At 48.3% G+C, this 19,662-nt stretch carries 16 protein-coding genes and 2 pseudogenes; 1 reads left to right on the forward strand and 17 read right to left on the reverse strand.

Annotation, left to right across the window (positions count from 1 at the left end):
* The first annotated feature begins 199 nt into the window (after positions 1-199).
* Complete coding sequence (locus tag FS806_RS13310; RefSeq protein WP_222126661.1) at positions 200-910, forward strand: NHL repeat-containing protein; 711 nt, start codon at positions 200-202, stop codon at positions 908-910.
* Positions 911-953: 43 nt separating this feature from the next.
* On the opposite strand, the gene FS806_RS13315 is transcribed toward FS806_RS13310, so the two are convergent.
* The 17 genes and pseudogenes from FS806_RS13315 to FS806_RS13395 all read right to left on the reverse strand — a co-directional run bounded on the left by FS806_RS13315 (position 954) and on the right by FS806_RS13395 (position 19,658).
* A complete protein-coding gene (locus tag FS806_RS13315; RefSeq protein ID WP_144937158.1) occupies positions 954-1,349 on the reverse strand; it encodes a GNAT family N-acetyltransferase in 396 nt (131 codons plus the stop codon).
* Positions 1,350-1,461: 112 nt separating this feature from the next.
* Complete coding sequence (gene dcd, locus FS806_RS13320) at positions 1,462-2,040, reverse strand: dCTP deaminase (RefSeq protein ID WP_144937161.1); 579 nt, start codon at positions 2,038-2,040, stop codon at positions 1,462-1,464.
* A gap of 156 nt (positions 2,041-2,196) precedes the next feature.
* Positions 2,197-3,908, reverse strand: a pseudogene (locus FS806_RS13325) (sensor histidine kinase).
* A gap of 15 nt (positions 3,909-3,923) precedes the next feature.
* Positions 3,924-5,501, reverse strand: a complete 1,578-nt coding sequence (locus FS806_RS13330; protein WP_144937164.1) for a response regulator — start codon at positions 5,499-5,501, stop codon at positions 3,924-3,926.
* Between the two features lie 166 nt (positions 5,502-5,667).
* The gene (locus tag FS806_RS13335; protein ID WP_144937167.1) at positions 5,668-7,344 is read right to left on the reverse strand and encodes an extracellular solute-binding protein; all 1,677 of its coding nucleotides are present in this window, start codon (positions 7,342-7,344) and stop codon (positions 5,668-5,670) included.
* 84 nt (positions 7,345-7,428) lie between these two features.
* Positions 7,429-8,325 carry a carbohydrate ABC transporter permease gene (locus FS806_RS13340; RefSeq protein WP_144937170.1) on the reverse strand — a complete coding sequence of 299 codons (897 nt, stop codon included), beginning with the start codon at positions 8,323-8,325 and terminating at the stop codon, positions 7,429-7,431.
* 30 nt (positions 8,326-8,355) lie between these two features.
* Positions 8,356-9,318 carry an ABC transporter permease gene (locus tag FS806_RS13345; protein WP_144937173.1) on the reverse strand — a complete coding sequence of 321 codons (963 nt, stop codon included), beginning with the start codon at positions 9,316-9,318 and terminating at the stop codon, positions 8,356-8,358.
* An 807-nt stretch (positions 9,319-10,125) separates the two neighbouring features.
* Positions 10,126-11,436, reverse strand: a complete 1,311-nt coding sequence (locus FS806_RS13350; protein WP_144937176.1) for a response regulator transcription factor — start codon at positions 11,434-11,436, stop codon at positions 10,126-10,128.
* Complete coding sequence (locus FS806_RS13355; protein ID WP_313960583.1) at positions 11,433-13,310, reverse strand: cache domain-containing sensor histidine kinase; 1,878 nt, start codon at positions 13,308-13,310, stop codon at positions 11,433-11,435. The genes FS806_RS13350 and FS806_RS13355 overlap by 4 nt, the downstream gene beginning before the upstream one ends.
* Positions 13,276-14,103 (reverse strand): carbohydrate ABC transporter permease, encoded by an 828-nt coding sequence (locus FS806_RS13360; protein WP_144937178.1) that lies wholly within the window; start codon positions 14,101-14,103, stop codon positions 13,276-13,278. Before FS806_RS13360 ends, FS806_RS13355 begins: the two co-directional genes overlap by 35 nt.
* 2 nt (positions 14,104-14,105) lie before the next feature.
* On the reverse strand, positions 14,106-14,990 hold the full coding sequence (locus tag FS806_RS13365; RefSeq protein ID WP_144937181.1) for a carbohydrate ABC transporter permease: 885 nt from the start codon (positions 14,988-14,990) through the stop codon (positions 14,106-14,108).
* Positions 14,991-15,072: 82 nt separating this feature from the next.
* On the reverse strand, positions 15,073-16,461 hold the full coding sequence (locus FS806_RS13370) for an ABC transporter substrate-binding protein (RefSeq protein WP_144937184.1): 1,389 nt from the start codon (positions 16,459-16,461) through the stop codon (positions 15,073-15,075).
* 127 nt (positions 16,462-16,588) lie between these two features.
* Positions 16,589-16,810: pseudogene (locus tag FS806_RS13375) on the reverse strand (DMT family transporter); the annotation flags it as partial.
* Positions 16,811-17,141: 331 nt separating this feature from the next.
* Positions 17,142-18,218 (reverse strand): sensor histidine kinase, encoded by a 1,077-nt coding sequence (locus tag FS806_RS13380; RefSeq protein WP_144937190.1) that lies wholly within the window; start codon positions 18,216-18,218, stop codon positions 17,142-17,144.
* A complete protein-coding gene (locus tag FS806_RS13385; RefSeq protein WP_144937192.1) occupies positions 18,208-18,903 on the reverse strand; it encodes a response regulator transcription factor in 696 nt (231 codons plus the stop codon). Before FS806_RS13385 ends, FS806_RS13380 begins: the two co-directional genes overlap by 11 nt.
* Positions 18,872-19,072 (reverse strand): hypothetical protein, encoded by a 201-nt coding sequence (locus FS806_RS13390; RefSeq protein WP_144937195.1) that lies wholly within the window; start codon positions 19,070-19,072, stop codon positions 18,872-18,874. Before FS806_RS13390 ends, FS806_RS13385 begins: the two co-directional genes overlap by 32 nt.
* Positions 19,062-19,658, reverse strand: coding sequence for a class I SAM-dependent methyltransferase (locus FS806_RS13395; protein ID WP_144937198.1), 597 nt, complete (start codon positions 19,656-19,658; stop codon positions 19,062-19,064). The genes FS806_RS13390 and FS806_RS13395 overlap by 11 nt, the downstream gene beginning before the upstream one ends.
* Positions 19,659-19,662: the final 4 nt, after the last annotated feature.

Raw genomic sequence — 19,662 nt, forward strand, 5'->3', positions numbered from 1 at the left:
TCCGCGTAGACTCCTTCTGGTAACTGAGGCTTCGTATAACGACCGTCGATCACCAATTTTCCTATGACTTTGGCATCGGGATGAGCTCTATGTCGGAACGGTCCCTGACACGACCTCGCTGGAAGGGGCTCTCTCGACTTACAATTTTGCAACAGGAGAGCTCGATGTTTACTCTAACATTATTCCGAATCAAAGTATCGTGTCCTTAGTTTATAAGGACGGCCTAGTGTACGGCGGATCTACGATTTATGGCGGACTCGGCACAGACGGTCCGGCGGAAAGCGAGGGCAAGCTCTTTATATTCGATCCCGAGACGAAGAGTAAAATATTCGAGACGGTACCGGTAGCCGGCAGGCGGGGGGTGACCGGGTTGACGGTCGGCCCTGACGGAATGATCTGGGGGATTGCCGAAGATCATATCTTTACCTTTAATCCGGATACCCGGACAGTGGAAACAAGTATCTCCAAGCTGAAAAGATACGGCTCAAGCACAACGTGGGCTTACGGATTTTTAAGAACAGGGATTGACGGGAATGTATATGGAACTTCCCGGGGGCAATTTTTCATGGTCAAACCGGACAGCATGGACTTTATCATGCTTAACGGAAGCATCGGAAATTACTTAAACCAGGATAAATACGGAAACTTCTACTTCTCGGATAACAGCTCGAATTTATGGAAGTATACTCCTCCCATGAGTGAGGAATTGCTGCAAAGTCTCTTAGACCAGGGCTACGAGAAAGGATGGATTCGGCAGCAGGGTATTTTAAACAGTTTGCAGGTCAAATTAAAAAACAACAATTTAACGGACTTTATTCGGGAAGTCCAAGCCCAGAGAGGAAAGCATGTTAGCGAGGATGCGGCCTCCCTATTCATCTATCTTGCTGAACGCTTAGTGAACTATAAATAAAAACGTTAGTTGCCTGAATGAGGTTAATCCGTTGGGGTTAACCTCATTTCCTATACTTCATTCCCGAAGCAAAGACGGCAAACCCTAATTTCTCGTAAAAGTTAAGCAATTTCTCTTCGCAAAAAAGCTCTATATGCAGATTCTGATGCTGGCCTTTGCTGACCAGACGCCGCACAATTTCACTACCGATCCCCATCTGTTGATAATCCGGATGGACAGCCAGCCCACAGAGATAGGCACTAAGGACTCCGTCGGAAACCAGTCTGCCCGTCCCCACCAATTCATCTTCATGATAAGCACTGATGACACACCAGCTTTGAAGCATAGCTTGATGAAGGCTTTCCTTGCTCAACTTCAGATAGTCGTTCCATCCAAAACAATCATACAGCTTATAGATTTCGTTCTGGCTTGGGATCACTTCCGTATACAGAAAATTCATAAGTTTCTTCTCCTAAGCTTGATGGGTCGTCCCCAAATCAATTCCTATTCGTTGTCAAAGAAATTCCTCTTTCTTAAGCTCATAACCATTTGGCCGCTCAAGCTACCATATTTTAAGAATGTGGGCCCCTGTTTTCGATATCCGCATAAACCCGGCTGCCTGTAGCTTTTCTCTGCCCCTGGTATTTTCCTCTATACGGAAACTGGGCCTTCTGGTCAAGCTGGGCAAAGACAAGCTGACAAATGCGGCGCCCCGCTTTGAGCTTGATCGGAAGCTGATTGGCATTGTACAGCTCTAAAGTAATTTCCCCTTCGAATCCCGGGTCCACCCAACCGGCGTTCTGGATGAAGAGGCCCATCCGTCCAATGGAGCTCCTCCCCTCTACGAAGGCAGTCAAGTTATCCGGCAGCTTTACATACTCCATAGTCGTCGCCAGAATAAAAGAATGGGGAGGCAGGATGATCTCCTCTTTTTCAATAGAAATATAATTGGCGGGATGCTCTAAATCTATAAAGGGGATATCGTTCTCGTCTACCTTCAGAAAATGCCTGCCCAGCCTCAGATCGACACTGGCGGGTTGGATTTGTCTGCCCATGCGAAGTTCATCGCGGATTTGATCGTCCTCCAAAGGGTGGATTGCCAATGACCCGCGGTCAAGCAAGCTTCTAATCGTTTTATCGGATAGAATCACAAGCTTACAACTCCCAATTATTTTTTGATAACCAACTCCTACCTTCTATCCTATTTTAAAATGGCTACTATCGCAAACAAAGCCGCCAAATAATATCCGGCAGCCTTGATCACTACTAATGACGGGACAAAATTCTGCTCACCAGCCCATCGAAAATCACCTGCGCTTCGCAGGAATCCGGATTGTGACCGACGTTCCGATTCCGAGCCGGCTGTCGATGGTTACGCCGTATTCCGGACCGTAATGCAGCTTGATGCGTTGATCGACGTTGCGGATGCCATAGCCTGCGTTCACGTGATCCCGGCCGTCGAAGATGTCTCTCACTCGCTGCGGGGAGATGCCGACTCCATCATCAATGACGCGAAATAGCAAATGCTCCCCTTCCTTAGCCGCCACGATGCGAATATGGATCCGGTCTCCGCACCAGGCGTGCTCCAGAGCATTCTCAATAAAAGGCTGCAGGATCAGCTTTACCGTGTTATACGGCCAGATGTTCATATCTATATCGAACCGGACATGAAGCCGTTCTCCGTACTTGATCTTCTGAATGTCTACATATGCCAGTGCTTGTTCCAGCTCTTGCGGAACTGAAATGATGAGCTTGCCGTTATTCAGGGACAAGCGGTAGAATTTGGCCAGGCCCAATACCATTTGCTGCAGCATGTCATTCTGTCCGAATTTGGCGAGACGGCTGATGGAGGATAGGGTGTTGTAGAGAAAATGCGGATTAATTTGAGCCTGCAGCATTTCCAGCTCCGCCTCCTTCTTCTGCAGTTGGTTCCAATACACTTCCTTGATCAAGGTCTCGATATTTTCCCCCATTCGGTTAAGTGCCGTTGCAATTTGCGAGAACTCGTCCTTGCCCCGGTAAGAGATGCGCTTATGCAGATCTCCTTCACGAAAGGCGTTGAGCACCGCAACGAACTTGTTTATCCGTTTAGCAAAATACCGGGAGACAAACCCTCCCGCAAAAGATAAGACAATAAAGCAAATCAGACAAATAAAGATGATCAGCAGTCGAACCTTCATCGCATCCTGCTGGATGATCGTTAGAGGCACAAGCGCAACCAGCTTCCACGATGGCTGTCCGACCGTTTCTTCAATCTTTAAATAGCCCTTGTCGAGCTGCTCTTGTCCATAAGAATAAGTGGCGGGGAGCTCACCGGATTGCAGCATGATCCGGCCGGATTCATCTTGAATATAGAGGACGCTGCCGCTGCCGATCTTGGAATAATCTAGACTGTCGAACAATTCTTGAATGGCCACATTAATGCGGAGGAAGCCGACTTCCTGCAGTTGAACCGGATTGTTCGTATCTACAAGCCTGCGCAGCAGAGAAATGCGATGAAGCTCTTCATCTTTCTCTACTTGGCTCCATTTCATCGTAATCCCGTACTTCTCGGGAGGGAACTGGAGATACCAATCCTTCCCTGCTATTCGGTTAAGATGATAGATATCATAGGACCAAGTGCCTTTCCAAGTGATTCGTTGCGGAAGAACACCGAGGTCCACAGCTTCATACCGGTCGATTTCGTGGCCACTTCTATCTTGGGCAAAATTTCTTTAGTCATCCGGTCGTAGTTATCCCATCCTTCCTCATACCTTCGTAAAAAACGATACAAATCATAATCGCCATATAAAAGAGAAGAAATGCGGACCATATCCCGCATCTTATATTCAATATTATCGCGAATCTGCAGCAAGGTTCCCCGAACATTCATTTTCACATGCTTCCGTATCGATTCTTCATACATGGAATGAGATACATAGCCGATAACAGATACCGGAATAAGAATGAACAGCATATAGGAAAGCATTAATTTATAGCCGATGGGCAAATACCGGAGTTTCGACCGCTGCTCGTTCATAGTACCCTCCCCCTGTTACGTTACTCGCTTGCGATACTCCATCGGGGTCATTCCGTAAGCCTCTTTGAATTGTCTGCTGAAATAAGGGAGATAGCGATAGCCTACCTGATCGGCAATCTCATATATTTTCATGGAAGGCTCTTTCAACAAATCCTTTGCCCGCTCCATCCGCAGTTGGATCAGCACTTCGCTGAACGATTTACCCGTCTCCTCCTTGAACATGTAACCGAGATAGTTGGGGGAAAAAGAAAATTGCTGGGCCACATCTTTGAGCGTAAGGTTGTCACTCATTCGGTCTTTCATCATTTGAATCATTTCCCGAATGAGCCGGCTGTTCTTGGAACAGGCTTTGCTTCGCAAATGCTCGGATATTTCAAACGCCTTCCGTACGAGCCAGGAGCGAATATCGTCAATCGTATCGAACTGAAACAGAATGTCCAAATTATGAAGCTCCATTCCTAAAATATCAAATAAGTTCTCCCCTCTTGCCTTCAACTGCTGATCCAGCTTCCATAGGATAAACATCGCAAGATTATGCACCGTGAATTTAGATCTCAGCATGCTTACCGATTCGAACAATTTCTCAATCTCGTCATAGAGCGGGACCAGCTCATACTCCGTCAGAGCGTGAAATAAAGCATCCAAGCGAGTATCCAGCGTTCGGGCATCGATCATTTCCGGTTCCCGGCTTGCTTCTTCATACATGATAAACTTGCCTTTGCCAATGAACATTTTCCCGTCCACAGCTTCCACCGCCTGCTTGAACGAACTGTGAAGCTGTTCTAACGTATACACCGGTTCCCCTGCGCCTATCGTCATCGTAACGGGGAAATTGGCGTGAATGACCTTATACAACTCAGCCACAAGCTCTTCCATCTGCCGGTCATGAATCAACAATGCGATTCGCTGGGAGGACAGCTTGCAGCAGTGCGGCATGCCGTGCCTGTGCCCGATTTCATTCACCTCGCGAAAGAAGTTCTTCGACATCACCTGCTGGGACAGTGTACCCTCACGCGTCCAGCTCAACACATCAAGCTCTAGAACGGCAGCCCGTACAGGCCATTCCAGCTTATCCAATCCGTAGGACTGAATCAGCTTGACCATTCCTTGCAGGTTGTCGTGATCATATTCACCCTCCAGCAGCCTGATGAGCAGGTCGTTCTTAGCCATTGGAATCATGCGCTGATACGCCTCTTCCACGTCACGGCGTTTCCGTTCATTGTCCAAATCCTGCCTCGCTTTCAGAAGCGCAGCGATCAGTTCATTATCATCCATCGGTTTGAGCACATAACTGTAAGCCTTTAATGACAATGCCTGCTTTACATAACTGAATTCTTGGAAACCGCTTACAAATATGATGCGAATGTCTGCTCTCTGCTCTATCGCTCTGCGGGCCAGCTCCAAGCCCGACATATTCGGCATTTTTACATCGCTAACCATGATGTCTATCGGCTGCCGTTCTATAATATCGCATGCTTCAAAGGCGTTATTTACTGCCGCCACTACCTTCATGCCGAGCTCTTCCCACGGAATAAACTGCTTCATTCCTTCGAGATCCGGCATTTCATCATCCACTAATAAGACGTTATACACACGTGATGCCCCCTTCTAAAACATGAGATCAGCCGACAGTTAACCAATAATTACCTGTTTCAAGTATACTATTGAACCATCCCTATTTGAACAGGGGATACCGCTTTATCTGCCGACTCAACCAATGGGACAGAGGCCCGCTGTTACAGCGGACCTCCCATACTACTTATTTCTTCAATGCTTTCTTATTCTCGGTCCATACTTTGGTTACATGGTTGAGGAACTTCTCATAACCAATCTGCATGGAATCGTCATGGGCCTTATCCAATATTTGCAGTGCTTCTTCATCTGTTTTGGCATACATCGACTTCGCTCTGGCTGTCAGCCATATATCTCTGACGCTTTGCCTTATGATGCCTTCTTCACTATCTGGAGCGGGCTCCCAATTCAAGAACTCGGTAAAATCGCCTTGAGTTGCCCATGTGACCTCCATCTGCCAGCGATTGCTGAAATCGATTTTCTCGGGCGGTATGCTCGAGAGCATCTTCTTTTTCGTATTATCCAGAAACATCGTATTACCCACCCAAACCAGATCGCCGGCTTTTCCGTTAATTTCAGCCAAAGGATCCGGGTCGTTCAAATACTTCTCTTTATTGAACTTTGGAGTCACTCCATCCGCCTCGAATCCGTTCCAGTACCCGTCCGGTCCGGGAGGGCCCCAGTTCAGAACCATGCTTCCTTCCGGCCCTGTCATCCAGTCCAGAAGAGCGAACACCGCTTCCGGATTTTTCGCCTTCTTCGTAATTACAGCAACGTTCCAGCCCAACTGATTGAATGTACCGGGGTAAATTTTACTGCGATCCAGCCCTTCCTTGGCAATCGGCTGGATGAACATATATCCGTCTTCCGGGTCCGCCTTCTTCAGTTCTGCATCTGCAGCCGAAAGCATCTTCATCGGGTCGAACGTAGCTATGACCGCAAACTTGCCGTTCATCGCCTTTTGCTTAACCTGATCTTCCGTCTGCGTATTCGCATCCTGCGTCATCAGCTTCTCGCGCATCAGCTTCGCAACAAAAACGACCGATTCGCGAAATCCGGGATCTTTGTAAATGGAGACGATCTTATCCCCGTCGGGCACCCCGTAGAAGCGGGTAAAGGACAGGTTGCCTTCCTTGAAGGAAGAGAAAATCTGATCAATGCCGTGACCTTCTTTGGCCAATCCCGTCTCAAATGGAACGACGTCCGGGAATTTTTCCTTAACGGCCTTCAAATATTCGTACAAATCATCGGTGGTCTCCAGCTTCGGAGAACCGAGCTCTTTATAGATCTTTTTGTTAATCGCATAGCCCGCGTTACCGTTCGGCTGCTGCGTGTAATAGTTAGGAAGCTGGTAGACCTTGCCGTCTGAAGAGCGAAGCAGAGCAAGATGCTGTTCGGTCAGATTTTTCTTGAAATTCGGATATTTCTCGATGTATTCATCCAGCGGAACGAGCAGGCCGGCTTCACGGAGACGTTCGACGTCCGCTCCCCTCTCTGTCCATATGATATCAGGCAGATCACCGCCGGCAATCATCGTTTGCAGCTTCTGGGCGTTGTTTCCACCCGAGCTGATAGCCGTAACGTTAACCTTCAGATTGTCCTGAATCCACTTCGAAGCAGGGTCCTTGCCCCATTTCGGCATGTCATACCAGCCATAATTGCCGTAGAACGACACTTCAAGATCTTCCTTGCCTAATTCATACAGATTGCTCTTGGGAGGTTCACTTTCAGACTTGGACTCCTCCTGCTTCCCGGGTTCGTTAGCGGGCGGCGCGCTTGAGTTGTTGTTGCTGCAGCCTGCCAGCAGAACGAACGCCATAGAAGCGGAGAGCATGCTAAGAAGAAGATTTTTCTTGTTCTTCACCGGATCTTTCCCCTTTCCACTTATTAATCTATGTTCAAAGCACTAAGCTTCAAACTCGCGGCGACACTTCATGGCGACGTTCAATTACTCTTTCAAAGACCCCACCAATACGCCTTTAACGAAATACTTTTGCAGGAACGGGTATACACATACGATTGGAATGGTTGCGACCATGATGGTGGCCATCGTTAACGATTTCGACGTAATTTTTTTGGCGGCATTCAAATGGGCAATCGAGCTGATATCAACATTGGACAATTGCTCCGAAGCAATATTGGAGAACAGGATTTGCCGCAGGACCGTCTGAATCGGCAGCAATTTCTCGTTCGTGATATAAATGCTGGCTACGAACCATTCATTCCAGTGGGCGACGGCCGTGAATAACGAGAGTGTTGCCACTACAGGTCCGGAAAGCGGCAGGACGATTCGGAAGAACGTCCCCCAGTTGCCGCAGCCGTCCATCTTGGCAGATTCCTCCAATCCTTGCGGAAGCCCTTGGAAGAACGTACGGAAGATGATCATGTTCCATACGCTGATCAGACCGGGAATAATGAACACCCAGAAGGAGTTGAACAAGCCCAGCCCTCTGATGAGCATATAGGTTGGAATCAATCCGCCTGCGAAATACATCGTGATGATGCACATGATCATATAATATTTGCGTCCCATCAGCTCTTTCTTCGACATTCCGTAAGCAAAGATCGATGTGGCCAGTATCGCGGTCACGGTACCTATGACCGTTCTCAAGGCGGCAATAACGAATCCGTTCATTAAACGCGGGTCTTCAAATACAATCTTATAGTTGTCCAGAGTGAATACCCGCGGCCAGAACGTAATCCCGCCCTTCGAGGTATCTATCCCTTCGTTAAAAGAAATCACCAGTGAGTTCCAGAACGGATAGAAGGTCGAAAACGCCAGTACAGCCAAAAAGACATATATCAATGAGGTGAAGATACGGTCTCCTATACTATCTCGAATCATTGCAGGTCCTCCTGTCTATGGAATGATCCTTTACCACAAGCTGTTGCCTGTCCTTCTGGCAAGGAAGTTCGCCATGGTCAGCAGCGTTACGCTGATTACGGCCTTGAACAGACCGATGGCCGTCGCATAGGAGTACCTGTAGTTGTCAATCCCGACCCGAACCACATATACATCCAGGGAATCCGACACTTCACGCAAAGCAGGGTTGGAGGCAAGAATGAGAATATCTTCGAAGCCGGCATTCAGGAGGTTCCCGATCGCCAGGATCATAAAGATGATGACGACAGGCATGATGCACGGGAGCGTTATTAATCTTATCTGCTTGAACCGGCTTGCACCGTCGATGGAAGCCGCCTCGTACAGATGAGGATCGATTCCGGCAATGGCTGCCAAGAACACGATGGAGTTGAATCCGATCTCCTTCCATACATTGGTTGTTACGAGGATGGTCCAGAAATACTCGGTCATGGATAAGAAATTAATAGGGTCATCAATCAACCTTAATTTCTGCAGCAGCATATTGATGCTGCCGTTATCTACGGACAGTATGGAGGTCACCATGGACCCGATGACGACCCAGGACAGAAAGTGTGGCAGGTACGTTACGGTCTGTACAACCCGCTTGAATAACATTTTGCGGACTTCGTTCAGCATCAGGGCTAGAATAATGGGAGCGGGGAACCCGAAGAAAAATTTCAGAAAGCTGATCACTATCGTGTTGCGCATGACCGTATTAAATTCCGGAGCATTGAAAAATTGGATAAAATGCTTCAGCCCAACCCAGTTGTTGTTCAACAGATTTGAACCCAGCTTATAATCCTGGAAGGCGATAAGAACGCCATACATAGGGATATAAGAAAAAATAAAGATAAAGACAAGCGCGGGCAATACCATAAGCTGAATATCTATTTGCGTGAAAAACCGCCGAAGCTTGCTCTTATGTCCCGGATTCAAAAGCGATTTCGTCTCTAGTCCGGCGGATCCTTTCGCCATAGGTGAATCCCTCCTTGTAGCATGGTGCCGCCATAGGATAAGCGGTAATTTCTAGCGATCTTCCTTTATCTTCTATTACTTACTTCATATTACATTCGAAACGCTTTCAGATAAATATGACAAATCAACGATTATTGATACTTTGACACGTTCTTTGATCGCAAGAAGATGCTTATCCGCTCTTCGCTTAGCTCCAAGGGGTACAAGCTGCAATACCACAGCCCTTTAAGCTCAATCAACTCCATCCTGTTGGCAGAGGACCCTACCACAACAAAGCCGCCGACCCATGTCCGGCAGCCTGCGTAAAATGCATTCAATACACGCAAATTGATATAACCAACTAGTATTGCAAAATCAATATTTTTCCTTTAATAGGACAATACAGAAAAAATTACCCTGCCATTGAGCATGCTTGCCTCTTTCCGTGGCGCTCTGGCAAGGAGACGGATGGATTCTAAATGGAAATTATACAGTTAAATTTATCCTTTAAAGTTAATTTTAGCAAACTAACTGGAAAACCTACATCTAGTTGTGCGCAAATTGGGAGGAAGCCGCGAAAACGGCCATTCTAGCTGCATTTTTCCACTTAGTTGGGCCAACATTTAAAAATCCTTAAATTTACCTGCATTAAATACAGTTAGTTCACATGATGACCCGGAAGTAAAAATAAAAAACCGCTTCTCGCGCCTTCGCCTGGGCTGCGTTCCCCACCAAGCTGCCCTTATCTATCGTCCCGGTAGGTAACCCTGCCTCTTACACAAACTTCTTGACGCTACCTCTCCTTCTGCAAAAATCACAGTGATCCGCTCAGCATCCTTCCGCACCACTGCGGAACGCTTGCTTCTCCCGATATTGCGAAGGTGTAATGCCCGTATACTTCTGAAATACTTTGGTAAAGTACCTTCTTTCCATATAACCTACCTGCTGACCGATCTGCCGGACGCTCCTGTCACTTTGGATTAGGTAGGATTTGGCCAATTCGATCCGCTGCTTCGTTACGTATTCAACGAAGGTTTCGCCAAAATAGTTTTTAAATAGTAAACAGAAATAGCTGCTGCTGATTCCGAGATGATTGGCTACGTCTTCAATACCGAAGTCGGACGATAGATGGCGCTCAATGTAATCTTTGGCGGACAGCATCCACATCTCTACGCTTTTCTTACCGGAACGGGCAGAATGGGAGCCGGCCTCCGGCTCGGCATAATAATAAATAAACGGTTCCTTGACCGGTTGATTGGCCAAGCTCCACTGAATCGACTGGTAGGCCTCCGCCAATTCTTCCGCCTTAATGGGGCCCGGATGGATCCCTACACGGATGTCAAATTTTAGATGCTGCCTCACACCAAGCCGAAGCTTCTCCGCTAGGTCTACCGCCTCTTCTTCCTTAAGCGGGAGGCTTCCATCTACGAACGGAATGACGATACACCATTCCCCTTCTTTGGTCTGAACGGCGGCGAAGTCGGACCAGAGCTCATCCGACAGGTCCTGGAGGACATTTTTGACGGCAAAATTCCACAGCTTGCTCTCCTGTTTGTTCCATTTCAGCGAAACTTTCGCATAATCGTGGATTCCGGCCAGCATTATGGCGTAGGCCGGTTCTTCCTGAGCTTGTTCTTCCCCGCATGCCAAGGAATAAGGAGGAAAGGAGGAGAACCCCATCAGGATGTCCAGCAGCATTTTTTCGTTGGCCAGATTGGCGATTCGGCTCCATTTCCGCTGCTCGTTGCGCTCCTCCTGCTTCTTGGAACGGATACGTTCCGCCAGTCCGAGAACCGTATCCTTTAATTGCTCATAGTTAATGGGCTTGGAGATATAATCCCTTACGCCATATCGCAAGGCGATTTTCGCATACTCAAACTGCTCGTAGCCGGTAATCAGCAGGATTTCACAATCGGAGCTCAGCCGGCGAATTTCCTGAACGAAGGCCAGTCCGTCCATGACCGGCATGCGTATATCGCATAGGATGATGTCCGGCATACAGGCTCTGGCCATATTCAGAGCTTCCTGGCCGTTGCGGGCAAGCCGGACTTCCACGTTCATAGCTTCCCACGGAATGACCTGCTTCAAATTATGAAGAATCGGAAGCTCATCATCTATCAGCATAGCTTGCAGTTTCATGCGGATCCCCCGTTCTCATATTTCGGAATCGTACACTGAATCACCGTACCCCGGCCCCATTCCGAACAAATCATCAATCCGTACCCCGATCCATATTGGATGCGGATTCGGTCTGCCACACTGCGAACGCCCAAGCCCCGCCTTTCCTGATGAAAATCGACAGAATTCGTTCCCGCCTCCTCTTCATTCTGCAAATAGCGGAAGCATTGCAGCTGCTCATTAGTCATTCCCTTGCCGTTATCCGTGATATAGAAGATCACCTTCTCGCCCTGCTGCTCTGCCTTAACCTGGATCAAGCCCTTATGATCCACTCCGTCGAAGCCATGCTGAATGCTGTTCTCAACCAGCGGCTGCAGAGTCAGCTTAAGAATGCTGCAGTTCATGACTTCTTCCGGAATCGATAATTCATATTCGAATACATCCTGAAAGCGAAACTTCTGAATTTCCAAATAACTTCGCAAATGCTCTATTTCCTGACGGATGGAAATCTCTTCCCGGTCCTGGATGCTGATTCGCAAAATATTGCCCAGCAGATATACCATCTGGCTGACCTTCTTCCCTTCATTCTGAACGGCCAGCACATTGATCGACTCCAGCGTATTAAATAGAAAATGTGGCTTGATCTGCGCCTGCAGAACACGCAATTCGGCTTTCATCTTATGATTCTGCTCCTGCTTGACCTGATCCAGCAGTGCATGCACCCGGCTGACCAGGCTGTTAAAGCCCGTGGCCAGCGTATGCAGCTCATCCTGTCCGTTCTGCTGAATACGAACCCGGAGATCGCCGTCCTCCACCTTGCGCATGAAGCGAACGATTCTGCCTATCGATTTCGCAATCCGGTTCATAAAGACGAGGAAGAACAAGAAGGCGGCCAGCAGGCTGACGGATAATATCCCGACGATCCACTTGGTGAAGGTGATCATTTCCTGGGACAGGGAGGTCCAGGAAGCGACGGAAATCAAATACCAGTCGTAAGCCTTCAGCTTTTCCATGGAGATAACGCTTTCATAGCCGCCGAAGTTTCGTTTAAAACTTTGATAACCGGGTTTAAACTCAATCTCTCCGGACAGGTAGCTGCGGATATTGTCCCCGCCGGCCTCCTCCCAGGGATCGTACAAAATCAGGCCGTCCTTATTTACGAGCAGGAAGCGCGTGTTGGCCAAATTTTCATTATTGCCGAAGGCTCTGAAGATCTGGGCAATGTCCCAATCTTTGATTTGTACGGTCAGGATTCCGATTTTCTTTAGCGTGCTGACCTCTTTCACCAGCCGGATCTGGGTAAATACCGACGAGAATCCCGACAACTCCGGATACTCATACGGCCCGACCCATAGCGGAAGACCGTTCAGCTCCATGACCTTCGCGTATAACGGGTGCTTCTTCCATTCGTCCAAAGGGTAAGTGATGAAGCCCTCCTTGTTGAACAGAGGAATGACCCCGACATTCGCCCCTTCTTGTAGATTATAGAGATAGGCATAGCTTATGGCCGGATATCCGTAGAGCATGCTTCGGAAAATCCGCTGCTTTTCATTTAACTCTATATAATCGGCAGCCGTTAGATCCTGACTTCCCGGATCTCTGGCATGGATGGCGGTTTCGAACACGGAATTCGCAATCCCGCTGTCGGTGACGTAGTTCATTTGCTTAAATACATATTCCATGTTTTGAATAATCGATTTGACAGAGAATTCGGCCTGCTGGCTGTATTTTTTCTCTATCAGATTATAAGCGACGAAGAAGATGAGCAGACCGATCAATAGAAGCGGAATAATGATGAGAGTAACAAAGGCTGTCGTGAGCTTCCATCGCAAATTCATCATTAACCCGATCCTCTCTGTGTTAGCCCTTAACGCTTCCGGCCGTGACCCCTTCAATGATTTTCTCCTGAAGGATGGCATAGATCACTAGAACAGGAACTACGCTGAATACGATCCCGGCAGACATCTGGGCGTAATTCGTATTGTACGCATCGCGAAAACCGACCATTCCCACCGGCAGCGTCCTGAGAGCATCCTCGGACAGAAAGAAATTCGCCAGCAGAAACTCGTTCCAGTTCCCCAGAAAATTAATAATAAAGACGGTGACAATCGCCGGTATCGTCAATGGTATTACAATTCTAGCAAATATTCCCTTTGCGCTCAATCCGTCCATAACTGCGGCCTCTTCTATTTCACTGGGCAACGAGCGCATGAAGGCGGCCAAGATGATAACCGAAAACGGAATGGCGTTAGCGACATAAGGGACGATAAGAGCCCAATGGGTATTCAGAATATCGAGCTTGCGCATTAATCCGTAAATTGGGAGCAGCAAGGCGTTGTTCGGAATGAGCATGCCCAGCAGCACAAATTGGAACAGTAACGCGCTTAATTTATTGTATCTCATCCGGGTGACGGCAAAAGCCAGCAAGGAAGCAAAGAAGATGGACAATACGGATGATAGCACACCAATATATAAGCTGTTGAAGAAATAAGTGCTGATTTTGGCGTTTACCCAGGCTGTAACATAGTTTTCCCATTGGAACGAAGTCGGGAAACCGAACGGATTTGCCGCGATTTCCTGATTACCGGTTTTGACCGATGAGAAGAGCACGAACAAGAAAGGATAGAGAATGACAAACAGATAGATCATCAGGAAAATGTGCGGGATCAGCTTCTTCCATGCCCTCATCATCAATACTCCAGCCTTTCGATTCGTCTTGATATAAGAAATTGATACAAGACTGTAATGATCAGCGTAAAAATAAATATTAATACGGCTATTGTATTGCCAAAGCCGTATTTAAAGTTCGTTATCGCATAACGAATCATATAAGTGGCCATGACATCCGTCGATCCGGCCGGACCGCCCTTGGTCATGACGATGACGATGTCGGCCGCCTTCATGGCTCCGGCTATCGACAGCATAATGACCACCGATATGATCGGCATGATCAATGGAAGGGTGATTTTCATGGCGGATTGAAATTTGGACGCGCCGTCGATCGCCGCCGCCTCCTCCAGATCTCTAGGAACCGCCAGGATGGCTGCCAGCACCATCACAATATAGAATCCGGTCCACTGCCATGCGTTCGTGATCAGAATAGAGAGCATCGCCCATTTCTTATCCGCCAGCCAATAGATCGGCTCGATCCCGAACAAACCCAGAACCTTGTTCAGCAAGCCGATATCCGGGTTATAAATAAACCCCCACAGAATGCCGATCACGGCCGTGGACATAATCGAAGGAAGAAATACGGCGGTTTTGTAAAGCCCCTTCAACCGTTTGACGTTGGCAATCAAGAGAGAGAAGATGACGATGACCGGAACCTGAAGAAAGCATGAGAACAGAATAAAGTACAGATTGTTTCTTAACGACTTCCAAAAGGCCGTGTCCGTCAAAGCGGTTCCATAATTGCTCATTCCGACATATGCAACGTCCTTGGAAATACCGTTCCAGCTTGTGAAGCTGTTATGGACCGCACTTAGGATCGGATAAACAAAGAAAGCTATGAACAACAGGAGCCCGGGCAGCACAAAGATCATATAGGTGAGAGGTTGTCTCATCGCTTTGTTCATGGTTACCTCCGTCATTATTCACATGATGTTCGGGAAGGACGCCCCCGCAGACCCATCGAGGCATCCCTCCCTCAACCATGGATTAATCTCCTGAAGCGTTGGCTGCCTCCTGCTCTTTCTGAAGATTTCCCAGCATCTTCGCAGGCTCCAGTTCTCCGCCGATCACTTGCTGAATACCGATATTAAGGGCCGTCTTCACCGAGGATTGGACCAGAGCGTCAAAGGCCGGGAAAGATATGTCGATTTCACTGACCGCCTGGAAAATATCCTGCATCAGCGGGTCGCTGGAGGCGGCGGTTAGCTGGGCCTGGTCGATTTTCATCGCCGGCAGAACCCCGTCTTCCTTCAAGCCCCGAATTTGCATTTCCTCGGTCCACATATTTTTAATGAACTCCTTAATCGCTTTCAATTTCCTCGGATCTTCCGCAGCTTTGGCGGAGAAGCCATAGCCGTTATTCGTGTCCTGCATGACGATAACTTCGCCGTTCTCCTTCAGCGGCGGCATATTGAAGAACCCGATTTTGCCCACCATATCCCCTGCTTGCTGCGGATCCGTAAAGACCGAGTTGGCCCACGAGCCGTCCATCATCATGATCGCTTCCCCGGATATGACCTGATTTCTCATATCGGCATACTCCAGACCGAGCTCACCCTTCTTGAAATATCCTTTGTCAACCCATTCCCGATGCTTCTCGAAGCCTTGCACAACCTTGGGATCCGTCCATTTGGCTTCCCCTGTCTTGAATCCGTAGGTGATTTCGGGACCCGCATAGTAAGACCACAGGTTATTGGTCGTCATAAGCGGAACCCAGCCGTCCTTGGAGCCCTGGGCAAACGGAATTTTGCCGTCGGCCTTGATCGTTTCGGCGATTTTTTCCAGCTCATCGAGCGTTTTCGGAATGCTTAATCCCTTTTCTTCAAAATAGGCTTTGTTGTAAAAATAGCCTTCAATCGACCCGCCGATCGGCAGTCCGTATATTTTCCCGTTATGGGTGAACGGATCCAGGCTCGTGAATTTATCCTTCAGATTCAATTCATCGAGTATGGAGGTCAGATCTAGCACCAAGCCTTCCTTGCCGTAGAGACCCGCGTCCGGACTGCCGAACACATCGAAGATATCGGGAGGACTGCCGGCGGCCATCTCTCCTCTCAGCTTCTCCGTCCGGTTAACCTCCGAATCGACCGCATCCAGCTTAAACTTTAAACCGGGTATGGCCGCCTCCGTTTTTTTGACCACATCCTCCAATATGGCCAGACGGAACTTCTTGGCCTCCCCCAGCTGGGTATGGCGGATTGTCATCTCGAATGGCTCGGCCGTCTCCGGTGCCGGCGACGATGTTTCCTTATTGCTGTCCGGAGGCTGGCTGTTTCCGGCCGGACCGGCGGTCCCGCCCTTGCTGCCGCTGCAGCCGGACAATGCGGTTGTGGCGATGAATGCAAGAGAAAGTAGGATGGATGCGCTTTTTTTCATGGATGACCCTCCCATATCATGTATTTTTTTGCTACAAGCTCATTATAAGTTCATTGCCTCATTGGGGTAAGGTCGATATTTTCATCATGCGGGGATAAAATCATCTACTCTCTTTGCCGGCACAGTTTCATAGAGTCAGTCTCAATCCAATGACGGTCCCGATGATGCCGACCATACAAACTATGCGAAGCAGGGAAGGCCGCTCCTTAAAAAACAGAATATCGACAACCGCCGTCCCTATCGTTCCGATCCCGGTCCATATCGAATAAGCCACGCCGAGAGGAATCGTCTCCAGAGCCATAGACAGTAAAGCCAGGCTAAACCCGAAAGCACCTAGCATAAGCAGATTATTGGTCCATGTATACCGATTGGCGGTTCGCTTTCAGCAAATTGGCTCATCCGTCACCGTAACGGAACTCTGCGACCTTATTTCTTTCATCAGGCGTTTTTATAGTATACAACGGAACTGAGCGCCTCTATTTGAGCCATCAGAGGCAAAATACTCGCAATTTGAAGGCAATAACGTCTCTCCGTTCCGTAAGATTTCGAACCTGACCCTTTTTCGCCCAATAACGTCTCTCCGTTCTGTAAGCCCCCGCCTATGCTTCGCAGACTCGTGTCAACGGACCGGTTGCCTTCTATAAAAAAATAGACTCAGGTTGTCGAGGCTTGAATGCCTCTTAACCCGAGTCCAATGGGAGCTCTATATAAAAGGTAAACCGCCCGTTCCGATGTTCAAACGAGAGGCTTCCGCCGTGCAGCTCCACAATATTTTTGGCAATCGATAGACCAAGCCCGGAACCGGATGGCATATGCCCCTCGCTGCGGGATGGCTCGGCTTTGTAGAACCGTTCGAAGAGCCGGGCTTCCGCTTCTTTGGAAATCGACTTGCCCTTGTTTTCCATGGCCAGGATGGCCCGATCCTTAGTACTATATAGACGGACTTTGATTTCCCCCGGCCTTAGCGAAAATTTCAATGCATTCATCAGCAGATTATCCATCGCTCTCGCCAGCTTTTCCGCATCCGCTTCGACGATCACGTGATCGGCCTCCCACTGTTTCGTTATGACAAGCCCCTGCTCATTCGCGATCGGCTCGAATTCATAGATGATCTGCTCGGCCAAATGCTTCCATTCGATCTTTCTCAACGAGAGCTGAATATCCCTGTTAATCAGGCGCGTATATTCGAACAGATCATCGATCAGCTTCCTTAACTGCTCCGTTTTTTGCGAGGCATTTTCCACAAAGCGTTTATGTTCTTCTTCATTTCGATAGGCTTCGTTCTGGATCAGATTCAAGTAACCGCTAATACTCGTCAACGGAGTTCTTAAATCATGGGAAAGGCCTGTAATCAGCTCAATTTTGGACTGCTCCAGCTTTCTTTCGCGATCGATACTCTGCTGGATTTGTACAGCCATATGATTAAGGCTATTCGCGATTTCCCCCAGCTCGTCCTGTCTCGTCAATGGAACCCGGTAGCGAAGATTACCTTCCGCCATCTGCATAATGCCTTCAGCCAGCATACGCATATAATTCTTTATCTTGCGGGTAAGTAGAGAAAAAAAGACAAAGAACGATAGAATAAATGAAAGCGGCGGCACAAAAAATAATTGATAAGCGAATGGAGCGGGATTCAGCAAGTTGGCAAACAGGATCATGACCAGCATGGCCAAAATGAAGCTAAGCAGGACGGCCAGCAATATTTGCAGGCGCAGATTTTTTTTAATGTTGATCAGGCCGGGAATCTTAATTCTCAATTTTATATCCCACTCCCCAAACCGTTTTTATATACCGAGGCGTTTTCGGATTCTCCTCTATTTTTTCCCGTATCTTTCGAATGTGGGCCATGACCGTATTTTCCGAATAATATAAAGCAGGATCTTTCCACACGCCTTCATAAATTTGATCCGTGCTGAACACATGCCCCCGATGCGAAGCAAGCAATTCCAAGATGGAGAACTCCGTTGGCGTGAGAGAAACTTCCCGTCCCCGCACGGTTACAAGATGACGGCTTCTATCGATTTCCAGCCCATCCAGACGGATAACGGCGGAGGATTCTTCCTCCTGTTTGGTATTAAGCTGCTGCCTCCTTAATTGAGCCTTCACCCTGGCCACCAGCTCCAGAGGATTGAAGGGCTTAGTTATATAATCGTCGGCTCCTGCCGATAACCCGGTAATTTTATCTTGATCTTCCCCCTTCGCCGTTAACATAATAATCGGGATATTGGACGCCAGGCGGATCTTTAGACAAGTCTGAACTCCGTCCAAACGGGGCATCATCAGATCCAGAATCATCAAATCGACGTTTTCCTTCTGCAGATATTCCAACGCTTGGATACCGTCCTCCGCCTCTATGACATGATAGCCTTCATTCCGTAAATAGACATGAATGACCTCACGAATGTCCGCGTCATCGTCCACGACCAATATTGTTTTTGCCAAGCGGCGCTCTCTCCCTTCTATTATTATGCATCGACGATAGCCGAATAATGACGAACACAATTATAAGAACGGCCGCCAACCATATTCCCTTGATGGCCGGGTCCTGCAATGGCTCGCTTGCGGTATAATTCAAGTATTCGATAACCGGCCCTACGGCATCATGCTTCATGGGCAGAAATCTCCTTCTTACGGCAAATATATACGAATGCAGGTGGAATGTTGAATGGAACGAATTTTACACGGACCATGTCGAAATGCCGATCCAGCTGATCTCTCATTTGCAAAGAATATTGAAACGCTATGAACAACCCGCCCGGCTTCAGCGAAGTTACAATCTGGTCTATAAGCCGGTCTCTAAACGCTTGAGGGAAGTTGAAAAAGGGCAATCCGCTCAAAATACAGTCCAACTGCTCCCCCCGTTCGCGCTTCATAACGGACAACAGCTGCGAGGCGTCCGGATAGCCGGGGAAATCGGGATATTGCTTGGCCAGTTGTTCCCTTAAATAATCGTCTTTTTCGAACAGCAGCACTTTGCAGGCAGGCTGTTTGGCGCTTCGGATGAATTTCGTAACGGCTCCCGTACCGGCACCCAACTCTGCTATATTCCGAACCGTTTCCCAGGGTACCGGCTCAACCATTTTGCGGGCTAGAGCCTTCGAGCTTGGCGTTACGCTACCGATCTCCTTGGGAGTGCGGAGGAATTTGCTTAGAAACAGCATTTTTTCTCGCATTACTTCCGTAATTGAATTCGACATCGTC

Source organism: Paenibacillus sp. 32O-W (genome assembly GCF_007679495.1).
In the GTDB taxonomy this organism is placed as follows: Bacteria; Bacillota; Bacilli; order Paenibacillales; family NBRC-103111; genus Paenibacillus_L; species Paenibacillus_L residui.